Genomic DNA, 21,269 nt, shown 5'->3' on the forward strand with positions numbered 1-21,269 from the left:
CCGACGCTATCCTCGACCGCCTGGTGCACAACGCTTACCGGATCAATCTGAAGGGTGAATCAATGCGCAAACGGACGCAGAAATTGACGACGCCAGCCAACCCGGACTAACAATGCCACCCCTGCGTCGCTGCGCTCCGACTGCCCGGCCGGATGGCCGTGGAACAGGTGGCCAGATGGCCCTGGAATGCCTGGCCAGATGAGAGCGGACTGGGTGGCCGGATGGCGTGGAATCCGCAGTCCATCTGTGCGAACCCTGTTTTTTCAGGACGATTTCTGGCCTCAGGCGAGAGTGCATGGTGAACTTCATGTTCAGCGAGGAGGACAAGGACCTCAGTGATTTTGGGCGCGTTGCTCGCGATGACTTTTTCAATGACGGAGGTACCTCGACCTCCTGATTTTTCGCCTGCGCAGCATCCCAGGCTTATCTGGCATTCCCCTCACACCGGCCCATAGGCTCTGTTGGCGCGAGCACCGGAAAAGCTGGAGGCGCCATAGCTTTTGAGGCGGGTAACGACGTCACCATCCGCTTGATTACTCGTGGATGTAAGCCCAGCGCCCCAGCAAAGTTTTCGACTCGACCTGCTCATAATTCTGCCTTGGCAGGTAAACGAGCTGGTCCCAGTTCAAACCACTCCCCGCCTTGAACAACAGAGCCCATGGATTGCCATAGAAACCTTTGAGTGCCGCCTCGCCCGTTACAATCTCAAGCAGCGGCAGCCTAACTGGGATCGCCTGGACAAAATCAGGTACCAGTTGCTCCAAGCGCTCAGGTGGCTCTCCGGTAGCCTCAATGTAGTGCTCTATCGCGAGGATCAAAACATCAGCACGATCACCCGCCAGTTCATAGGCTTTCATTCTCATTGCTGCTCCCGCCTGCAAACCGGCAAAGCCGCCCAGAAGCACACCCAGCATGATGGCCGGGAAATACTCCCGCCACTTTCGGCTCACCAGCATAACCAGCAGCGCAACAAGCACGTGGATGGCGGAATAAACCACCACGAAGAAAACAACTACCTCCAGGCTGGTACGCTCCCATGGCGCATAACCTAGCAGAGGCAGCCCCCCCATGATCAGGCTCGGGGCGACCGCAAGGAGTGCTGCCTTGAAAAAGCCAGACTGCAGAATTTTCTTTCGCAATTATTCGTCAACTCTCAAAAGAGCCAGAGAAAGACCAACGAGTAGCCGCCTACAAAGGTTGAATGGATACGGCCTTCCATCCCCAGCTTTCACGCTTCTTGTTGTAGGCCTGTACCGCTGTACCGGAAACCTGCTGGCCGTCTTTGATCTCGCAGCGCTCCACCAGATGCCGAGGAATAAAAATTTCGCTCGGGGTAAAACCCATACCGTTAGAGACGCGAACCGCCTCGGTGAAGTCCTTGCGCAACAGATCTCCTGGCACTTTCTCGCTCGCCTTCGCGGCAAGCACGCGGTATTGGGGACCACGCTTCGAAACATAGCGAACAAGCTGCACCTCGATGACCACCATCATGGATTGCGAGGACTCGGTGACCGCCGTCGACGCCGACGACAAGGTAGTGGTCTACCGCAACTGGCTGGGCCTGATGAAGGGCGATCTCGCCGAAACCCTGGACAAAGGCGGCAAGACCATTGTCCGCCGGCTGAACCCGGATCGCGTCTACACCGGCGCCGACGGTGCCGAGCTGGTTCTGCACGGCCGCAGCCTGCTGTTCGTGCGCAACGTCGGCCACCTGATGACCAACCCGGCGATCCTCGACGGCGAAGGCAACGAGATTCCCGAAGGCATCCTCGACGCGGTGGTCACCAGCACCATCGCCCTGCACGACCTCCAGCGTCGCGGCAACTCGCGCAGCGGCTCGGTGTACATCGTCAAGCCGAAGATGCACGGCCCCACCGAAGTGGCCTTCGCCGACCAGTTGTTCGGCCGCGTCGAGGATCTGCTCGGCCTGCCGCGCCACACCCTGAAGATGGGCATCATGGACGAGGAGCGGCGCACCAGCGTCAACCTCAAGGCCTGCATCGCCGCGGCCAAGGACCGCGTGGCCTTCATCAACACCGGCTTCCTCGACCGCACCGGCGACGAGATGCACACCGCCATGGAAGCCGGCGCCATGCTGCGCAAGGGCGACATGAACTCCACCCCGTGGATCGCCGCCTACGAGCGCAACAACGTGCTGGTCGGCCTGGCTTGCGGCCTGCGCGGCCGGGCGCAGATCGGCAAGGGCATGTGGGCGATGCCCGACCTGATGGCGGCCATGCTCGAACAGAAGATCGGCCATCCCAAGGCTGGCGCCAACACCGCCTGGGTGCCCTCGCCCACCGCCGCCACCCTGCACGCCCTGCACTACCACAAGGTCGACGTACAGGCCGTGCAGCAGGAACTAGAACTCATCGATCTCGCCAGCCAGCGCGACGGCCTGCTGCGCGACCTGCTCAGCGTGCCGGTGGCCGCCGCACGCGACTGGAGCGCCGCCGATATCCAGGAAGAGCTGGACAACAACTGCCAGGGCATCTTCGGCTACGTGGTGCGCTGGGTCGAACAAGGCGTCGGCTGCTCCAAGGTGCCGGACATCCACGACGTCGGCCTGATGGAAGACCGCGCCACCCTGCGCATCTCCAGCCAGCACATCGCCAACTGGCTGCACCACGGAGTGGTGAGCGAGCAGCAGATCCGCGAAACCCTACAACGCATGGCCCAGGTGGTGGACGGGCAGAACGCCGGCGATGCGGCCTACCGACCGATGGCGCCGGACGTCGACGCCTCCCACGCCTTCCGCGCCACCTACGACCTGGTGTTCAAGGGTCGCGAGCAACCCAGCGGCTACACCGAACCGCAACTGCACGCCTGGCGCCTGCGCTTCAAGCAAGAGGCGTACTGACCAGCCCACGCCCGCACCGGGATCACTTCACCAGTAATACCGGTACGGGCACCTCATGCACCACCCGGGTAGCGACGGAGCCCATCAGCAGATTGCCCAGGTTGCCCATACCACGGGTTCCCATGATCACGGTATCGCAACCGTATGCCTTGACGGCCTGGACAATCTCGTCGATGACCTCACCGACCAGGGCATGAACCTCGACGCGAACACCCGCCTTTTCAAGCAGCGCAGCCGCCTCGGCAGCGATCTCCTGGGCATGATTGAGAGCCCCAGCATGCAGCTGCTCCAGCATGACAGCAGACACATAGTCGCCATGGAGCTTGGAGGTGGTCTGCACGTTGATCACATGCACCTGGATACTCGGGTACTCGCCGGCCAGATCCAGCAGATACTGGATAGCGCGCCTGGCCGAGGCCGAACCGTCAAAGGGAAGCAGTACATTACGCATGACAACTCCTTGGGTTGACTGGGTTGATCTTGTGCATCGCCGGATAATTTTCCCTATCTCCGCACGCACAGACCCGTGAACTGGGTCAATCAGAACTGGATCCATCCTGTCACTTCTTGGCGAAAAACGAACTAAACGCCGTCTGCGCCTCTTGCCCAGCGCAGCAGCGCAGAAAATCCTTTTCTTCCGCATCCATGATCTGTCCGACCTTGTCGCGTTGCTGCTCGACAAGCAGGCGCTTGGTAGTCGCCAAGGCCTGAACCGGTAAACGGGCCAGAGCCTCGGCCCGCTCGATAGCACGCTCAAGGGCGGTGCCATCCTCAACTACCTCGTTGAGCAGGCCAATCTCACGGGCCGTATCGGCCAGGAAGGGCTCACCGAAAAAAAGCAGATTTGCCGCTACCTTACTGCCCGCCAGCCTGGGCAGCAGGTAGGTCGAGGCGCCCTCCGGGCATAGCCCCAGCCCCACGAACGGCAGCCGGAACTTGCTGCTACGCCCCGCGTAGGCCAGGTCACAATGCAGCAACAGGGTCGTGCCGATACCAATGGCATAACCTTCGACTGCCGCCACCACCGGCTTGGAAACGGTCGCCAAGATGCGCAGGAAACCGATACCGGGAACAGCATCTGCGTCCTTGAGACGCTGGAAGTCCGCCAGATCGTTGCCTGCAGTGAAGTGCCCGCCTTCACCGGTCAGAACGATTGCCCTCACCCCCACGTCGTCATCCGCCGCCTGTAGCGCTTCACCCAACTGAACGTAGGTCACCGTATCCAGCGCATTGCGACGCTCCGGGCGGTTGATGCCGATCAGACACACTCCGTCACCCCTGTGCCTGACCTGGATACTGGTCGACACTAGGACAGCCCCACCACGGGAATAACCGCCCCATGGACGGCGCTGGCACGATCCGATGCCAGGAAGCCCACGACATCGGCCAACTGCCGGGTGGACACCCACTTGGCGAAATCGGCATCCGGCATATCGGCGCGGTTGGCCGGGGTATCTATGATGCTCGGAGCAATCGCATTGACGTTGATTCCTTTCTCCCGCAACTCCAGCGCCATCGATTCGGTCAGCCTGGCGACCACGCTCTTCGAGGCGCAGTAGGCTCCCATGCCCGCCTTGCCGCTGGTAGCCCCAGCCGCAGCGACGTTGATCACCTTGCCCTGTCCAGCGGACAACATGCCCGGCACTACAACTCGACAAGCGTTGAGGGTAGTGGTCACGTTCAGATCCATCATTCTCTGCCAGACACTGGCGTCGGCATCATGCACCTCCACGCCCATGGCGAACCCCCCAGCGATGTTGCACAGCACTGCTGCAGAACCATGGGCCTGCAGCGCCTGCCCTAGAGCCTCAAGAGTTGCCGCTCCGTCGGTCAGATCAGCCACCAGAAAGTGCTTGGTGCCCTCTACACCTTCATAGGCAGAACGCAACACCTGCTCATTGCAGTCAACCAATAACACCGGATTGCCTTGCTCAATGAAGGCTTGCGCCACCGCGCGTCCAAGAGCGCCAGCGGCACCCGTCACCACAACCAGACCGGACATTCAGATATCTCCCACTGTTAAAGTGTAGCTGACTCATAGCCAGCTCCATTATTCCCAGGAAAGCATCGCGCAAACCTGGTAATCAGCATGTGAACCTTTGGCTTTGATTTATCTGAGGCACCACTTGCCTTGGCGGAAACTATACAATAAAAATAACATTGTGTTAGTTTTAATCCTGAACGCGCGACCCTATGGAGGCCGGACGGAAGCTGACGCATGATGCAGGAAAGCGCCACCGCCCCAGGAGAACCCAATGACTGACGCCGTGAAACGCACCCTTCCCGAACTGGATGACCTGAACCGCTTCTTCTGGATCTGCGGAGCGGACAACCAGTTGCGCATCTTGCGCTGTACGGACTGCCGCCTCTGGCTGCACCCGCCAGGAATCATCTGTCCCAGGTGCTTGAGCAAGCGGCTCGCCCCGGAAGCCGTCAGCGGCCTTGGCACCATCGAAGCCCTGACGGTCAACCACCAACCCTGGAGCCCGGGGCAGGCGGTGCCTTATGCAATCGCGATCGTCAGCCTCGACGAGCAACCAGGCCTGCAATTGACCACCAACATCGTTGGCTGCCACCCGGATTCGGCCTTTATTGGCCAGCGAGTTCGAGTCGTCTTCGAGGCGGTTGAGGACGTGTACCTCCCCCTCTTCACCCCTGTCTGAGAGAGTCCGAATGCAAGCCGAACACGCTGAAGATCTCGCCACCATCCGCGAGCAGGCCAGACGCCTGCTACAGGATCAGGCGACGCCCGAGCACCTCAAGTCGATGCTCGATGAACCAGGCGGTTTCGACCGTGAGCTCTGGCGGCATGCCGTCGAGCAAGGCTGGACGGCGATCGCGGTGCCGGAACAGGCCGGCGGTCTAGGCCTGGGCTGGGGCGGCCTTGGCGTACTGTGCGAGGAGCTCGGCCGGATCACTGCCTCGCTACCCCTGATCGCCAACACGCTAGCCGTGCATGCCTTGCTGGCAGCCGGGCGGGCGGAGCACTCAGCCCTGCAGGAAGCCCTGACCGATGGCAGCCGGATCGCCTGCCTGGCGCTGGCCGACCCAGCCGATGGAGGACTTTCGATCAATAACTCGGCCCAGGTTCGCAACGGCAGACTGAACGGCGAAAAGGCCCCTGCAGCCTTCGCCACGGTCGCCGATGTTGCCCTGGTGCAGGCCGCAGACGAGCACGGCAACGGCCTCTACCTGGTTCTACTCGACCAACCCGGGGTGCAGCGCATCCCGGTCGATGGTTTCGACAACTCCCGCGCGACGGCGGCCCTGCAGTTCGTTCAGGTGCACGCGCTACGCCTCGGCGATGCCGAGCAGTTGTCGAATCTCAGCAGTCTTGCCGCGTTGACCACCGCCTTCGAGCAGATCGGTGGCGCCCAGGCCTGTCTGGACATGGCCTGTGACTACGCCCGCGAGCGCCGCGCCTTCGGCCAGCCGATCGGTGGCTTCCAGGGCATCAAGCACAAGCTGGCGGAGATGTACTGCCAACTGGAGATCGCTCGCGGCTGTACGCATGACGCGCTGGATGCCTGGGAGCAGGGACTGCCGGCTCGCAACCAACTGACCGCTGCCGCCCGTCTCGGTGCTACCCGCGCCTACGACCTGGCCGCCCAGGAGAACCTACACGTACACGGAGGTATGGGCGTCACCTGGGAAGCCATGCCCCATCACTACTATCGCCGCTCGCGCAGCCTGGCCCTGGAGCTGGGAGGCTCCCACTACTGGCGGGAACGACTGCTTTGCGACCTGGGACTCGAATCTGCAACTGGCCTGGCAGGATAAGACGAAAATGAACGAAGAACTGCAACGCTACCGCGAGCAGGCTCGCAGCTGGTTGGCCGAACATGCGGCAAACTATTCGGGAAGAGCCCGCCATGGCCTCGACTTCGAGCAGGATCTGGCCCTGGCCCGTGCCTGGCAGGCGCACAAGGTGCAGCACGGCTATGGCTGTATCACCCTGCCTAAAGAATATGGCGGCGCTGGTGGTAGCGAACTGGAAAAGGTCATCTTCTGCGAGGAAGAGATGCGCTACGACCTGCCACTGATCTACTTCAGCATCAGCCTGAACAACCCGCTGCCGATCTTCCTGCGGTATGCCCCGGAGCACTGGAAACAGAAACTCGGCCCGGCGACGGTGCGCGGTGAACTGATCTGGTGCCAGCTGTTCTCCGAACCCTCGGCCGGATCAGATCTGGCCTCCCTGCGCCTGAAGGCAGTGCCCACGGAGGGCGGCTGGCTACTCAGCGGGCAGAAGGTCTGGACCAGTTGGGCGCAGATCGCCGACTGGGGCGTGGTAGTGGCCAGGAGCGATCCGAACCTGCCCAAGCACTCCGGCCTGACCTATTTCTTCCTCGACATGAAGTCACCCGGCGTCACGGTTCAGCCCATTCGCCGCCTGGGCGAGGAGAAAGATCTCAACGAAGTGTTCTTCGACGAAGTGTTCGTCCCTGACGAACAGCGCCTAGGGGAAATCAACGGTGGCTTCAAGGTCGCCGTCGAAACTCTGATGATCGAACGCTACGCGGTGACCGACGAATCCGGCTACGGCCCGACTCTGGAGAACTTCATCGACCTGGCTGGCAATGCCCGGATCAATGGCCGTCCGGCGCTGGAGGACGGCGAAGTCCGTGCCAGGATTGCCGAGGTATTCGTACAGCGCCAAGGCCTGCGTGCCATCCATCGCCGCGCTCTGCAAGCCTTCGCCAATGGCCAGGCCCCAGGGCCAGAGGGGGCCATCCGCAAGCTACTGCTGGGCCGAACCCGCCAGGCGCTGGGTTCCACCGCCATGGATCTGCTGGGTGCCAGCGGCGCACGTCTCGCGCCACACGGCCATGCGACCAATGACTTCGCCCGGGCCTGGCTCGACCCCAGCCTGCGCATCGCCGGCGGCACCGACGAGCTGTTGCTCAACACCCTGGCCGAACGTGTGCTTGGGCTACCCCAAGACCACCGGCCGGACAAGGGCATCCCCTTCAACGCCGCGCCGAAATAACCCGACCACCACAGCGGCGGGCCTAGCCCGCCAGCAGCCCACAGGACTGACCCAATGGATTTCATTCTCGATCAGGAAGACGAGGACTTCCGTCAGGAAGTTCGTGCCTTCCTCAAGGACAACCTCCCCGCAGATCTGGCCGAGCGTAACCACCGCGGCTATCACCCATTGCGCGAGGACACCCGGCGCTGGACCAAGATTCTCCATGCCAACGGCTATGCCGGCGCCAACTGGCCGAAGCACTGGGGCGGTACCGGCTGGTCGCCTCTGCGCCAGTTCATCTTCGACGAAGAATGCCTGCTTGCCGGCGCCCCGGCCGTGGACACCGCAGGCTTCAAGATGATCGGCCCAGTGATCATGACCTTTGGCAGCGAGGTGATGAAGCAGGAGTACGGTCCACGCATCCTCAGCGGCGACGTATTCTGGGGGCAGGGCTTCTCCGAACCCAACGCTGGCTCCGACCTGGGCTCACTCAGCACAAGGGCCGAACGCGTCGGCGACGAATATGTGATCAACGGCCGCAAGATCTGGACATCGTTCGTCGAGACCGCCGACATGATTTTCGTCCTGGTCAAGACCGACCCAGCAGCACGCCAGCGCGGCATCTCGATGATCCTAGTGGAGCGCGAGGCCCCAGGCGTGACCATCCGCCCGATCCATGACATCGGCGAAAGCCATAGCCTCAACGAGGTGTTCTTTGACGACGTGCGTGTGCCGGTCACCAACCTGGTAGGCGAAGAAGGTAAAGGCTGGACCTACGCCAAGTTCCTGCTAGAGAACGAACGCGCCTTCAGCGCCGAGTGGCCACGCAACAACGCTAACCTGGCGCGTCTGCGTAAGTTCCTCAGCTTGAACCAGGCCGACGGCTCACGACTGATCGACCGTCCGGGCTTCGCCACCCGCCTTGCCCAGCTGGAAACCGATCTGCAGGCCCTGCGCTGGCTTAGCCTGCGTGCGCTGCATGAGAAGGCTGGCGGCCAGAGCAGGCTACCGGTCGGCTCGCTGCTGAAGATCCGTGGTTCCGAACTGCTGCAGAAGATTGGCGAGCTCCAGGTCGAAGCGCTCGGTTGCTACGCCAGCTACGTCTACCCCGACCCGCTCGGGGATGCACAGCGTGAGGAGGCCTGGCCTCCTGGTCCCAACTATGCCCCAGGCATCATGGCGGACTACTTCTACCGTCGTGCAACCACTATCTACGGTGGGGCCAATGAAGTGCAGCGCACCATCATCGCCCGTTCATTCCTGGAGCTCTGAACATGGATTTCCAACTCAACGAAGAACAGAGCATGTTGCGAGACAGCGTTCGTCGCTTCATGGAAGACAACTGCTCATTCGAAAAACGCGGCCCGGTGGTCGACAAGGGCTCATTCGACTCCAGTCACTGGCAGCAGTTGGCCGAACTCGGCCTACTTGGCCTGGCGATTCCGGAAGAGTTCGGTGGAATGAACTGCTCCGCCCTGGAGTCCGCTCTGGTGATGGAAGAGAACGGCCGCATGCTCTGCGTGGAACCCTATTGGGCAGTAGCAGTGCTCGCCGCGCAGACCCTGGCGGCCACGCGCGATCCCAAGGTGGCGACGATACTTCAGACCCTGTGCACAGGCGAACTGCTGCCGGTACTCGCCCACGAGGAAGCTGGGGCGCATGGCAGGCCGGCGTACGTACAAACCCGGGCAGTCGCCATCGATGACGAGCGCTGGCGGATCAGTGGCGAAAAGGCTGTGGTAGTGGCCGGCAACGTGGCAGAACTACTGATCGTCTCGGCACGCACCAGCGGCAGCGACGACGACGAACAGGGTATCAGCCTGTTCGTCGTCGATCCGAAGGGCGCAGGAGTGGAGCGGCGCGACATTCGCCTGATCGATAACCGCTGGGCCACTCACCTCTATCTGCGCGATGTCGAGGTTGGCCGCAAGAATCTACTGGGTGCCGTCGGCCTGGGTTTCGGCGCTATCCGCCACGGCCTCGAACACGCCACGGTGGCGCTCTGCGCCGAAGCCATCGGTGTGATGGAGCGCGCACTGTGGATCACCCGCGACTACCTGAAGATCCGCAAGCAGTTCGGCCAGTTGCTCGGCGACTTCCAGAGCCTTCAGCATCGTATGAGTGAGATGCTGATCGAACTGGAACTATCGCGCGGCATGCTGCACTACGCGCTGTCCAGCCTCAACAAAAATTCAGATGAGCGGGCCAAGATACTGTCAATGGCGAAGGCTCATATCGGCAAGAGTGGCCAATACGTCTGCGGCCAGGCAATCCAGTTGCACGGCGGCATTGGCGTAACCGAAGAATACGTAATCGGCCACTATTTCAAGCGTATGACACTGATCAACAGTGCGCTAGGTAGCAGCATGCACCACTTCGAGAAACTGGCGGAGCTGGAACGCACGATTGGCCTGAACTGAGCCCCATATGTCGCCCGGATCCCGCATCCGGGTGTACTGGGTCGCTTCTAATGTTGTCGGAGAACGCTTCCTAACAGGGCATTCCGCAACCTCATGCATGCCTTGTTTCTCCACGTCCGTGGATTGGGCCAGCCACTGCGGGTAGAGCACGAATGGATGGTTCGTGCACCATGTCGATCTCGAACACCGCCACCCCGAGCACCTCCATGACAACCTGTCCTTCCAGGAGCACTGCGGTAGACAGGTAGATCAACCACTGAAACAGTGTCTAATCCTCCATTGCAATCATCGGCAGCAGTACGCCAGTGATCGAGCGAGAGGCACCACACATCTCGCGCCACCTCACGTAGTTCGTCGCCAGCTCACGGGGGCTCCACCCAGGCTCACCCCCTCGGGGTTGCGTGCATGCTTGCTGCCGCAGCAAGACGGCTGAGGCTGAATGATTGGGTAGTATTGCCGCAAGCCCTGAGCCGCGGCTCCCTGCGCCACTCCCCGCGCTGCCCGTCATGCAGGAAAATCAGATCAGCTAAATCCTCTGAGCAAAAAAACCTGCCCCCCAAGATCGAAAGGCAGGTGTCACGCTCAAACAGCACAAAAAACGCAGAAGAATCAGTAAACCTCGAACAAGCCGGCAGCCCCCATACCGCCACCGACACACATACTCACCACCACGTAGCGCACACCACGACGGCGACCTTCGAGCAGCGCGCTGCCGACCAGGCGTGAGCCGGTCATGCCAAAGGGATGCCCCAACGCGATGCCGCCGCCGTTGACGTTGAAACGATCGGGATCAATGCCCAACCGATCGCGACAATAAAGGGTCTGGCAGGCGAACGCCTCGTTCAACTCCCACAGGCCGATATCACCGACCGTCAGACCATGCTTCTTCAGCAGTTGCGGAATAGCGGTCACCGGCCCGATACCCATTTCCTCCGGTGCGCAGCCAGTACTGATGAAACCACGGTACGCACCGAGTGGGCGCAGACCGCGCTGCTCGGCAAGGCGAGCATCCATCAGCAAGCAGGCCGACGCACCGTCAGACAGTTGGCTGGCGTTGCCAGCAGTGACACTCCCCCCTTCGATCACTGGTTTGAGGCTGGCAAGCCCTGCAGCGCTGGTATCCGGGCGCAGACATTCGTCCTCGGTGAAGAGAAACTCCTTGTAGCTGACTTCCTTGGTCTGTTTGTCTACCAGTTTCTGCTGCACCCGCAGTGGCACGATCTCCTCGTCGAACTTGCCATCGGCCTGGGCGGCGGCGGCCCGCTGATGAGCAAGCAGCGCATACTCATCCTGCGCATCGCGGCTGATACCGTATTTCCTGGCAACGAACTCGGCAGTCTCGATCATCGGCATGTAGGCCTGTGGCAGCATATCCGCCAGAACCTCATCCTTCTCTCGGATGGCCAGCTCCAGATAACTCGGTGTCAGTGCGCTGACGTTCTCCGAACCGCCTCCGATGACAATGTCCATCCCGTCGACGATGATCTGCTTGGCCGCGATGGCGATGGCCATCAGGCCAGATGCACACTGACGATCCACCGTAGAACCGGCCGCCTGCACACCGAATCCCGCGCGCAGCGCAGCAGCGCGGGCCAGGTTCCTACCCGCCGTGCCGGCGGGCATCGCCGCACCGATGATCACATCCTCGATTGCTCCTGGCTCCACGCCTGTGCGCAAAGCAGCCTGCAACATGGCATGGGCGGTCATGCTCGGCGACTTGATGTTGTTCAGCGCACCTCGATGAGCCTTGCCGATAGGAGTACGGGCGGTGGAAACAATGACAGCTTCTCTCATGTGTTGCTCCAGATAGCCGGCATCAGCCGCGCGGTAGATTGGGAAGATTGAGGACGGCCTTGGCCAGGATATCGCGCTGAATTTCATTGGCACCGGCATAAATCGTCACCGGTCGGGCCATCATCAGAGCCCAGTGCGGATCGACCTCCAGATCGCCAATGCTGACATCACCAACTACACCGCCGTACTCGCTGCTGACTTCGACGTTGAACTCAGTGATCCGCTGCAACAGCTCAGAGACATAAACCTTCAGCACCGAAGCCTCGGCGTCAGGTTCGGCCCCTTCATTGGCGATGCGGTCACACACCTGGGCATAGAGTCGACGGTAGTCATGCAAGTCAGCCTGCAGAGCAGCCAGGCGGTCGAGCACGCCCCTGTCATCCATCAGGCCCAGCTGCACCACCAGGCGTTCGGCCAGATCCAGTGCACTACCGGCCATGGCCGAGCTGCCCAGCCAGATACGCTCATGACCGAGCAACGCCTTGGCCACACTCCAGCCCTGGTGCAACTCGCCCACCAGGTTCACCGCCGGCACCCGCACGGCATCGAAGAACACTTCGCAGAATTCGTTTTCGCCGGCGATATTGGCGATCGGGCGGATGCTCACGCCTGGCGCCTTGAGATCGATCAACAGGAAGCTGATGCCCTGCTGCTTCTTCTCGAACTTGCCGGTACGCACCAGAGTGAAGATATGCGTGCAATCCAAAGCATGGGTGCTCCAGATCTTCTGGCCGCTCACCACATACTCGTCGCCCTCGAGCACCGCCTGGGTACGCAGACTGGCCAGATCGGAGCCGGCCCCCGGCTCCGAGTAACCCTGGCACCAGACATCGTCGCACTGCAGGATTCGCGGCAGGTAGTAGGCACGCTGCTCCTGTGTCCCCCATTTCATCAGGGTTGGGCCAAGCTGGGTTTCACCGTTGTCGATGATCCGCCCGACCCCGGCACGTTCCATTTCCTGTTGGTAGATCATCTGTTTGCGGAACGAGATACCCATACCACCATATTCCCGCGGCCAGGCCGGTGCCCGCCAGCCGTGCTCGTTGAGCAAGCGCAGCCAGTTGCACAGGTCGTCACCGCGCAGACGCAGGAATGGGCGACGGTCGTCCTGACGCAGGTGCAGCGGGTAGTTCGCCTCCAGCCAGCGGCGCAGGCGCAGGCGGAATTCGTCGTCGCCCCACTCCCGCGGGTCACTGGTATCACTAAGCGCCACCTGCGTCAGGGTGCTATCGTCCAGTTCTTCGCTACGCAGGGCCGGATAACGCTCGGCGAACAGGCGACGGTGGCTCTGCGCCGCCCCCAGCCAGGCCGAACCGAAGATCGCAGAGCGCAGGTACAGGCCGATATCGACTTCCTCGGCGAAGCCCATGGCACCATGCAACTGCACCGATTGCTTGCCGGTGATTACCGCACCCGCTCCGCTACGCGCCTTGGCCGCGCTGGTGGCCGCCAAGGTGGCTGCGGACAGCGGAGCCTGCTCGTAACAGTCCAGAGCATGCTGCCAGGAAGCACGCGCCAGTAATGCCTCGATGTGCAGGTCAACGCAACGATGCTGCACGGTCTGGAAGCTACCAATGGGGCGTGCGAACTGTACCCTCTGGCTAACGTAGTCGATGGTCTGTCGCAGGCAGCCAGCGGATAATCCGGCCAGTTCGGCAGACAGCGCGATACGCCCGGCGACCAGCGCCTGACGCGCAGCCTGTTCGGCGGCCTCACCACGCAGCAGCGGCTCACCAAACAACAAAGGGGTCTGCTCAAAACGCACATGGGCCTGGCTGCCGACACCAGCAGCGAATGACTCGCAACTGACCCCCGAAGCATCGGCGGCCACGGCCACCAACACCGTCTGACCGGCTTCCTGGGCCAGCACAAGCAATACCGAATCCGCCTCACAACCAATGACGAAGCGCTTCTCACCAGTCACCACACCATTGCGCAGGAGGCATGTCGGCTGTTCGATATCGAGCTGAGCGGCCCGTTCCTGCCAGGCGAAGGTCAACACGCGTTCGCCTGACTGCAACCAGCCAGCCAGTTGCTCGCGTCCGCTCGCCGCGTTGTCAGCCTTACTCGCCGCCAGCAGCACCGAAGGAAGTACGCAGCAGGCGACGAAGGGTTCCGCGAGCAAACGTTCTCCCATTATCTCGCTCAAAGCACAGGCTTCGCGTAAGCCCAGACCACTGCCACCCATCTCCTCCGGCAACATGAGCGCTGTCCAGCCCAGCTCAGCCATGCCGCGCCACAGTGCACGCTCCACCGGTCGTACGCGCCCGATCCAGCCACGTAACCTGGCAGGCGCATGGGTTCCAGCCAGATAGTCGTTCGCCGAGTCCTGCAACAGCTCGGCCACTCCCACTTCATCATTCATGCTCAGTCATCTCGCCGATTAAAAACTAACGATTTATCAGCTATAATGCCTCAGCCTTACAGCTTGTCAACCAGGCCGGCTGCATGCTTCATTCACCGAAACAACGAACAAGAGGGGCAACAATGATTCGAGGACTGGACAAAGGGCAGCGTGCTGCGTTGCTGATCAGCGAGTGCCAGCTGGGCGTAATCGACCCGCAGCTCTCTCCTTTCCAGAGTCTGGCCGAGCAGGCCGGAGCGCGCGCCATCGTGCCGCGGATAGCCAGGCTGGCCCAAGCGTTCCGCAAGGCAAAGCTGCCTGTTATTCATTTACATGTAGTGCATCGACCAGGTTACGTCGACCTGCCCCGCACCAGCGCGATCATCGTCCGCTCGATCAAGGATCAGCGCATGATCGCCGGTAGCCGGGATGTCCTGCCAGTCGAGGAGCTGACGCCTCACGAAGGCGATATCGTGCATGCGCGCAGCTTCAGCCTGGTGGCCTTCCACGGCACCGACCTGGATGCCATGTTGCGCAACATGGGCGTGCAGACCCTGGTTCCCGTGGGCGTTTCGACCAACGTGGCGATATCGGGCACCTCGTTGTGCGGCTCGGATCTCGGCTACCAAGTGGTAGTCCCCGAGGACTGCATCGCAGGCGCGTCGGCAGAGAGCCATGAGTTCATTCTGCGCAACCTGCTGCCGCTTTACAGCACCGTGTGCGACAGCGAGGCGGTGATACAGGCAATCGGCTGACGGTAGCGCGGGGGCATCCATTCGCGGATGAGCCCCGCGTCAGTCAGCGCAACCGCTCAGGTGGTGAAGCGCTGCCTGAGCACATGCTTGAGCACCTTGTTCAAGGTCTCGTTGCGCGGCAGGCTATCTACCAGTTCCAACTGCTCGGGAATCTTCTGCAGCATGATCCCGCTACTACGGAAGTAGGCAACCATTTCCGAGAACTCCAGGGGGGGCTTGCCCGGCGCGGGCTCGACCACGGCGCACACCCGCTCGCCTCGCTCGGCATCGGGTAGCCCGATGACGGCCACGGCGCCCACCTTGGGATGGCTGTAGAGCAGATCCTCCAGCTCTCGTGCGGAGATGTTCTCGCCCTTGCGGATGATCACGTCCTTGAGGCGTCCGGTCAGCGTTACCCGTCCATCGGAGCGCAGCAGACCAAGGTCACCCGTACGGAAGTAGCCATCGGCATCGAACGCTTCTTCATCCAAGGCCTTGTCCGTATAGCCCTTGAACACACCTCGACCCCGCACCCGGACTTCGCCACTCTCCTCAATATCGGCAAGACTGCCGTCCAGACGCACGATACGCAGCTCCACCTCGTCGACGGGCAGACCTTCGGAACAGGCGAGCTGGTCGTCTCCATGGCTGGGAGAACCGGCGCAGATCAGCGGTACCTCGGTCATGCCGTAGTTATGGGTAAGCGCGCAACCCAGTTCGGCCGTTACCTGGTAGTAGAGCTCTGGCGGCTTGGGCGCCCCCCCACCACAGAGCAGACGCAACGACGGGATCAGCCGCGCGCTAGGTTGGCGACGCTGCTCGGCCAGCAGGGCCTCGTAATGGGCCGTACTGCCTCCCGTGGTGGTGACGCCGAACTCGCGGAAGATGGCGGCAGCCTCGGCCGCCTGGAACCTGTCCAGCAGCACGGCGCTCATACCGCTGGCCAGCAGCATGGCGGTATACATGGCGCCGCCGATATGAGCATAGGGGAACGCCACGGTGCCCACGTCGGCAGATCCAACCTGCATGGCTCGCGCCAGGTTGCGCCCGCCGATCATCAGCGTCTGGTCACTGTGGCAGGCACCTTTGGGTTCCGACGTGGTGCCCGAGGTGTAGTAGACCCAGCGCACCGCCTCGCCGTCTTCCGGCGCCGGCGGCAGATCGACCGCCTTGCCCTGGGGCAGGTCGCCCGCCATGACGATAACGCGCAGTGGATGTTCGAGGCTGTCGCGGATACGCTCGGCCATGAGCGGAAAGTCCCGTTCCTGCGCACCGGGCACCAGAAGGAAGTCCGATCGGTTGCGTGCCACCACGCCATGCACTTCGCGCTCGCCATAGAGCGAAATGATCGGATTCTGCACGGCCCCCAGGCGCGCCAGCGCGAAGGCGGTCATCACCGCCGGGATGCCGGTGGGCAATTGCCAGGTCACCACCGAGCCCTGGCCAATGCCGTAGCGCTGGAAACCCGCAGCCAGGCGCGCCGAGATATCCAGGGCCTGGGCGAAGGTCATGCGCTGACGCTGACGCCCGTCGATCAGCATGGTGGCCTGCGGGGTAAGCGCTACCCGGCGCTGCAGCAGGGCCCAGAGGGTCGGCGCCTCCAGCAATTGCGCTGCCATGATGCCTACCAGGCCGAGCGGTGGGCGCCGCCATCCACGGGTATCAGGCAACCGGTAAGGTACCCCCCCAGCCCCGAGCAGAGATAGGTCGCCAGTGAGGCGATCTCTTCCGGCTTGCCCATGCGCTGCACCGGCACACCACGGGACAGACGCTGGAGCATGTCATCGAGGGCCATGCCCCTGGCCGCCGCCATCTTGCCCACCTGGTCGCGCATGTGCTCGGTGGCGATCCAGCCGGTGGCCAGGGTGTTGACGGTGATGCCATGGGCCGCGAATTCGTCAGCCAGCTGTTTGTTCAGGGTGACCACGGCGGCACGCGCAGTGTTGGCCGCCATCAGCCGCAGCCCGGGGGCGGGCTCCTTGGCGGCAGCCGTGCCGATGGTCAGCAGCCGCCCCCAGCGCTGTTCGCGCATGTGGGGCAAAGTCGCCCGCGCCAAGTGCACCACGCTCATCACCAAGCCCTGAAAGGAGTCGGTGAAGACATCCGCACTGCCCTCAAGGAAGTCACCGGGGTCACCCCCATGGACGTTGGTGATGACGATATCCGGCGCACCGAATGCCTCGCGCGCCCTGGCCACAGCCACCTGCACGTCGGCCTCGCGGGTCAGGTCGGCGCTGACGGCAATGGCCGTACCGCCGTTGGCGCGAATGGCCGATACGGTTTCATCCAGGGCTTCCTGACCACGAGCCACCACCACGACCCGACAACCTTCGGCAGCAAGCATCTCACTGCAGGCACGGCCTATGCCCTTGCTCCCCCCCGAAACCAGGGCCACACGTCCGGTCAATCCAAGCTTCATGATTCGTCTTCCAAAGTGTTCCAGTAGCGCCAAAGCCTGCAGGACGGCGTGGCACAAGCCTCGCCCTACCCTGCCTGCAGTTCTCGCTTCAGACAGTGGCCCGGGAATGTCGGGCACGATGCCCCTCGTTGCTCTCCTCCGTCTCAAGAGTTGCCAGTCGCTCGTCTTCAGACGAAACGAGGGCCGGCTCACCGTGCGCGGAAGATGGCAGGAGAAAATGGGAAAGAGCCGGGATCAGGATCAGTGCCCCCAACATGTTCCACAGGAACATGAATGCCAGCAGGATGCCCATGTCGGCCTGGAACTTGATCGGCGACCAGATCCAGGGCAGCACACCCGCCGCCATGGTCAACCCGATCAGCGCAACGATGCGCCCGACGAAGTCCAACGAAGCGGCATAGGATTTCGCCAGTGTCATGCCCTGGCGCTGCATGCTGAGCTGTACGCTGAGCAGGTACAGGGCATAGTCCACCCCTACCCCCACGCCAACGGCAATTACCGGCAGAGTGGCAACTTTGATCCCGATCCCCAGCATCCCCATCAGCGCTTCGCACAGGATCGAAGTGATGATCAGCGGCACCAGCGCCACCACCACAGCTCGCCAACTGCGGAAGGTGATGAAGCACAACAGGGCTACCGCGCCATACAGCACGAAGTGCAACGTCCAGAAGCTGCGCTTGACCACGATATTGGTCGTAGCCTCGATACCGGCACTACCAGCGGCCAGCATGAACTCGCGATCAGGGCTATTGAACTCAGCCGCATAACTCTCCACCTCTTGTACCACCCGATTCAGGGTGGCCGCCTTGTGGTCAGTCAGGTAGGCGATGATCGGGGTGATGCCGCAGCTCCGGTCGGTCAACTCCGGACGATCCGTGGAGAACATGTTGAAGGACTGGGTGCGGTTGCTGTCGTTCCGCGGAATGGTCAACCACTTGGGATTGCCCTCGAAGGATCCGGAGCTCGCCAGGCGAATGCCGTCGGCCGGCGAAAAGGTCGTCTGCACACCGGGCACTTCACGCAAACGGGCGCTGAGTCGATCCGCCTCGGTCAGTGAAGCAAACTCCGTGCATTTTCCCAGCGGGGTTTTCAACATTACCACGAACTGGTCGGTGGACAGGCCATAGTTCTCGCCGACGAAGGCGATATCGCGATTGTAGCGGGACTCGGGACGCAGCTCCGGCGCCCCGGCATCCAGGTCGCCAAACTGCACCTGCCTGCCCATCGAGAAACCCACCACGGTTAACAGCGCCGCAACGCCTATGGCCAGCAAGGCACGCCGACGCTCGGTCAGGCGAATCAGCCAGGCCCGAACCTTCTGCATGGGGCTGAGGCCGGCCTCGATCTGCTCCGCGCTCTGCACACTGCGCCGGGCCGCTTCGGCACTCACACCGAAATAGGACAGCAGCACTGGAATCAGGAACAGCTTGGTGAAGATCAGTACCGCCACACCCAGGCTGGTGGTCAGCGCCATGTCACGGATCACCGGAATGTCGATGATCATCAGCACCGCGAAACCGACGATATTGACCAGCAACGCGGTCAGTCCAGCCATGAACAGACGGCGGAAGGTATAACGCGCGGCTACGTATTTGTGCGTGCCTCGGCCCACGTCCTGCATGATGCCGTTCATTTTCTGCGCGCCGTGGGACAGGCCAATGGCGAAGATCAGAAACGGCACCAGGATCGAATAGGGGTCGAGCTCATAGCCCAGCACGCTGAGCAACCCCAGCAACCAGACCACTCCGAGCAGCGCGCAGAACACCAGCAGCAGTGTGCTGCGCAGGCAGCGCGTATAGGCGAGAACTAGCGCACTGGCGATCAGCACCGAAAAAGCGAAATAGGCCATGACATCGTAAAGGCCATCAATCAGATTCCCCACCAGCTTGGCGAAGCCGATGATGTGAATCCTGACACCATCGTTTTCCAAGGAGCGGACATTCCTCTCCAACTGCCGGGAGAAATCCGCATAATCCAGTGCCTGGCCCGTCTCCGGGTTGATATCCAGCATCGGCACAAAGATCATCGAAGAGCGCATGTTGTTGGCCACGTAGCTGCCGACGATCCCAGAGCGGTTGATGTTCTCCCGCAAGCGCTCCATCGACTCCGGGTTGCCATCCCAGCGATCGGGAATCACCGGGCCACCGCGATAGCCTTCCTCGGTCACTTCCGTCCAGCGCAGACTGCTGGTCCACAGGCCACGCATCCAGCCCTGGTCGACGCCGGGCATCAGAAACACGGCATCGTTGACCTTCTGCAAGGTCAGCAGATACTCCTTGTCGAAGATATCGCCCTTGGTGTTTTCGACCACGATACGGGTCGCATTGCCCATGCCGCGCAAGGCGTCACGGTGCTGGAAGTAATTCTGAATATAGGGGTGCGACTGCGGGATCATCTTTTCGAAGCTGGTGTTCACCGGCAACTTGAGCGCACTCCAGCCGAGCAACAGCGTCATCAGCGCACACAGCAGGATAACCATACCCCGGTGATTGAACACCAATTTCTCCAGCCAGTTCCCACTCGCTCTATCGAACTGGCGAGGGTCTTTGATGACGGGCATGTCGATCGGGTTTGAAAAAGCCATATTTGCCTCTTGTTGTTCTAAAACGCCATTCCCTGCTTCAGGCCGACTCTACTTCAGGTCGATGACCCGCACGCCGGAATAGCCAACCGTGACGGCCTTTCCTCCAGGCAACACCACCATGCTGGAAAAACGCCCCGGACGTGGGACGGGTACTGCCTCGAAACCTGTCAGGCCGGCATCGCTAACACTCACCCGACCATCGACGCTAGCCAACAGAAAGCGCCCGTCAGGCAGGGTCTGAACAGCGGTCAGCGCGACATTCAGACCCGTGGGCACCTGTTCCCAGGAGCCCCCCTGATCCAGCGAGCGATACAGGGTGCCTCGCAGCCCCGCCGCCATTACGGCTTTCTTGCTCACCGCCAGACTGAAGAAACTGCCGGCGTAGCCGGTCTCCAGCGTCTCGAAACGGTCACTGTCCCTGTCGAAACGAAATACGATCCCGCGCTCGGAGACGATGAAGACTTCATCCCCCACGCCGGCAATCGCCATGTAATGCAGGAGTTCCGGGTTGTCCACCCGCTCCATCCAGGACTCCCAGCTCTTGCCCCCATCGCGGGTAGCCAGCAGGGTGCCGAAGGTGCCAACGGCGATACCGTTGTTCTCGTCGCTGAACCAGACGTCCATCAACGCCTGCTCCGGGCCATCCTTGTAATTCAACTTGATGCCTTCGAGGTACCCGGCGGCCTGCTGATCACCGCTCGCGGCGCGCTGGCCGTAGTATTCCTCGAGTTGCCTGGCCGTCACCCGACCGTCTATTTGCTTGACCCAGGTCTGGCCCTGATCACTGCTGTGCAGCACCACACCCTCGTGACCCACTATCCAGCCCTGCCGAACAGTGGGGAAATATGCAGACAGAAGATCGGAAGATACCGGGGATGCCACCTGGGACCAGTTGGCGCCGGCATCGTCAGAAATCATGATGAGACCGCGAGCGCCTACCGCGACCAATCGCGAGCCAGCTAGGGTCACGGCATTGAGATGCGCTCCGGCCAGATTCCTGACCTCGGATGCAGGCCGGTCCAGCGGGTCCAGAAAATCACTTCCCATACTCGTGTTTGCCGAAAGGCAAAGGGACAAGAAGGTAAGGAAAAGCAGATTGCGTACAACAGCCATTTCACCCTCACAGCAATACCTAGCCACAT

Annotated in this window: 18 protein-coding genes and 1 pseudogene; 8 read left to right on the forward strand and 11 right to left on the reverse strand. The window is 61.8% G+C overall.

Translation table 11 applies throughout. From position 1 onward, the window contains the following. Positions 1–110 (forward strand): ATP-binding protein (locus G7020_RS09430; protein WP_219852637.1); only part of this gene is annotated, 110 nt, incomplete at its 5' end. A gap of 423 nt (positions 111–533) precedes the next feature. Here the strand turns inward: G7020_RS09430 and G7020_RS09435 are convergent. Both G7020_RS09435 and G7020_RS09440 read right to left on the reverse strand, forming a co-directional pair. Next, positions 534–1,139: a hypothetical protein gene (locus G7020_RS09435; protein ID WP_100548520.1), complete on the reverse strand. Its 606-nt coding sequence runs from the start codon at positions 1,137–1,139 to the stop codon at positions 534–536. A 49-nt stretch (positions 1,140–1,188) separates the two neighbouring features. Then, positions 1,189–1,491: a hypothetical protein gene (locus G7020_RS09440; RefSeq protein WP_125852341.1), complete on the reverse strand. Its 303-nt coding sequence runs from the start codon at positions 1,489–1,491 to the stop codon at positions 1,189–1,191. On the opposite strand from G7020_RS09440, the pseudogene G7020_RS09445 reads away from it, so the two are divergent. Then, positions 1,475–2,860, forward strand: a pseudogene (locus G7020_RS09445) (malate synthase G); the annotation flags it as partial. The gene G7020_RS09440 and the pseudogene G7020_RS09445 sit on opposite strands and share 17 nt — an antisense overlap. Positions 2,861–2,882: 22 nt before the next feature. Here G7020_RS09445 and G7020_RS09450 read toward each other — a convergent pair. The 3 genes from G7020_RS09450 to G7020_RS09460 form a co-directional block, all read right to left on the reverse strand. Beyond that, positions 2,883–3,311, reverse strand: a complete 429-nt coding sequence (locus G7020_RS09450; RefSeq protein WP_058151204.1) for a universal stress protein — start codon at positions 3,309–3,311, stop codon at positions 2,883–2,885. Positions 3,312–3,420: 109 nt separating this feature from the next. Then, the gene (locus G7020_RS09455) at positions 3,421–4,128 is read right to left on the reverse strand and encodes an enoyl-CoA hydratase-related protein (RefSeq protein ID WP_235569245.1); all 708 of its coding nucleotides are present in this window, start codon (positions 4,126–4,128) and stop codon (positions 3,421–3,423) included. A 38-nt stretch (positions 4,129–4,166) separates the two neighbouring features. After that, positions 4,167–4,862 carry an SDR family NAD(P)-dependent oxidoreductase gene (locus tag G7020_RS09460; RefSeq protein ID WP_100548522.1) on the reverse strand — a complete coding sequence of 232 codons (696 nt, stop codon included), beginning with the start codon at positions 4,860–4,862 and terminating at the stop codon, positions 4,167–4,169. A gap of 253 nt (positions 4,863–5,115) precedes the next feature. On the opposite strand from G7020_RS09460, the gene G7020_RS09465 reads away from it, so the two are divergent. From G7020_RS09465 to G7020_RS09485, 5 genes are read left to right on the forward strand one after another with little or no spacing between them, the layout of a single operon-like run. Then, a complete protein-coding gene (locus G7020_RS09465; RefSeq protein WP_100548523.1) occupies positions 5,116–5,523 on the forward strand; it encodes a Zn-ribbon domain-containing OB-fold protein in 408 nt (135 codons plus the stop codon). Positions 5,524–5,533: 10 nt separating this feature from the next. After that, positions 5,534–6,640 carry an acyl-CoA dehydrogenase family protein gene (locus G7020_RS09470; RefSeq protein ID WP_100548524.1) on the forward strand — a complete coding sequence of 369 codons (1,107 nt, stop codon included), beginning with the start codon at positions 5,534–5,536 and terminating at the stop codon, positions 6,638–6,640. Positions 6,641–6,647: 7 nt separating this feature from the next. After that, positions 6,648–7,850, forward strand: a complete 1,203-nt coding sequence (locus tag G7020_RS09475; protein WP_100548525.1) for an acyl-CoA dehydrogenase family protein — start codon at positions 6,648–6,650, stop codon at positions 7,848–7,850. A gap of 54 nt (positions 7,851–7,904) precedes the next feature. Next, positions 7,905–9,104 (forward strand): acyl-CoA dehydrogenase family protein, encoded by a 1,200-nt coding sequence (locus tag G7020_RS09480; RefSeq protein WP_058151198.1) that lies wholly within the window; start codon positions 7,905–7,907, stop codon positions 9,102–9,104. 2 nt (positions 9,105–9,106) lie between these two features. Beyond that, positions 9,107–10,252, forward strand: coding sequence for an acyl-CoA dehydrogenase family protein (locus G7020_RS09485; protein ID WP_100548526.1), 1,146 nt, complete (start codon positions 9,107–9,109; stop codon positions 10,250–10,252). 609 nt (positions 10,253–10,861) lie between these two features. Here the strand turns inward: G7020_RS09485 and G7020_RS09490 are convergent. After that, positions 10,862–12,046, reverse strand: coding sequence for an acetyl-CoA C-acyltransferase (locus tag G7020_RS09490; RefSeq protein WP_100548527.1), 1,185 nt, complete (start codon positions 12,044–12,046; stop codon positions 10,862–10,864). Between the two features lie 22 nt (positions 12,047–12,068). After that, the gene (locus tag G7020_RS24275; RefSeq protein ID WP_100548528.1) at positions 12,069–14,411 is read right to left on the reverse strand and encodes an acyl-CoA dehydrogenase; all 2,343 of its coding nucleotides are present in this window, start codon (positions 14,409–14,411) and stop codon (positions 12,069–12,071) included. A 122-nt stretch (positions 14,412–14,533) separates the two neighbouring features. On the opposite strand from G7020_RS24275, the gene G7020_RS09500 reads away from it, so the two are divergent. Next, entirely contained in the window at positions 14,534–15,145 is a 612-nt protein-coding gene (locus G7020_RS09500; RefSeq protein ID WP_058151195.1) for a cysteine hydrolase family protein, read from the forward strand. 56 nt (positions 15,146–15,201) lie between these two features. On the opposite strand, the gene G7020_RS09505 is transcribed toward G7020_RS09500, so the two are convergent. From G7020_RS09505 to G7020_RS09520, 4 genes are all read right to left on the reverse strand, one after another. Then, positions 15,202–16,743 (reverse strand): AMP-binding protein, encoded by a 1,542-nt coding sequence (locus tag G7020_RS09505; protein WP_100548529.1) that lies wholly within the window; start codon positions 16,741–16,743, stop codon positions 15,202–15,204. 5 nt (positions 16,744–16,748) lie between these two features. Continuing rightward, the gene (locus tag G7020_RS09510; protein ID WP_100548530.1) at positions 16,749–17,543 is read right to left on the reverse strand and encodes an SDR family oxidoreductase; all 795 of its coding nucleotides are present in this window, start codon (positions 17,541–17,543) and stop codon (positions 16,749–16,751) included. Positions 17,544–17,631: 88 nt separating this feature from the next. Further along, positions 17,632–20,127 (reverse strand): efflux RND transporter permease subunit, encoded by a 2,496-nt coding sequence (locus G7020_RS09515; protein ID WP_058151192.1) that lies wholly within the window; start codon positions 20,125–20,127, stop codon positions 17,632–17,634. Between the two features lie 48 nt (positions 20,128–20,175). Continuing rightward, on the reverse strand, positions 20,176–21,240 hold the full coding sequence (locus G7020_RS09520) for a YCF48-related protein (protein ID WP_100548531.1): 1,065 nt from the start codon (positions 21,238–21,240) through the stop codon (positions 20,176–20,178). Positions 21,241–21,269 lie beyond the last annotated feature (29 nt).

Source organism: Stutzerimonas stutzeri (genome assembly GCF_013522825.1).
GTDB lineage: Bacteria > Pseudomonadota > Gammaproteobacteria > Pseudomonadales > Pseudomonadaceae > Stutzerimonas > Stutzerimonas stutzeri_AK.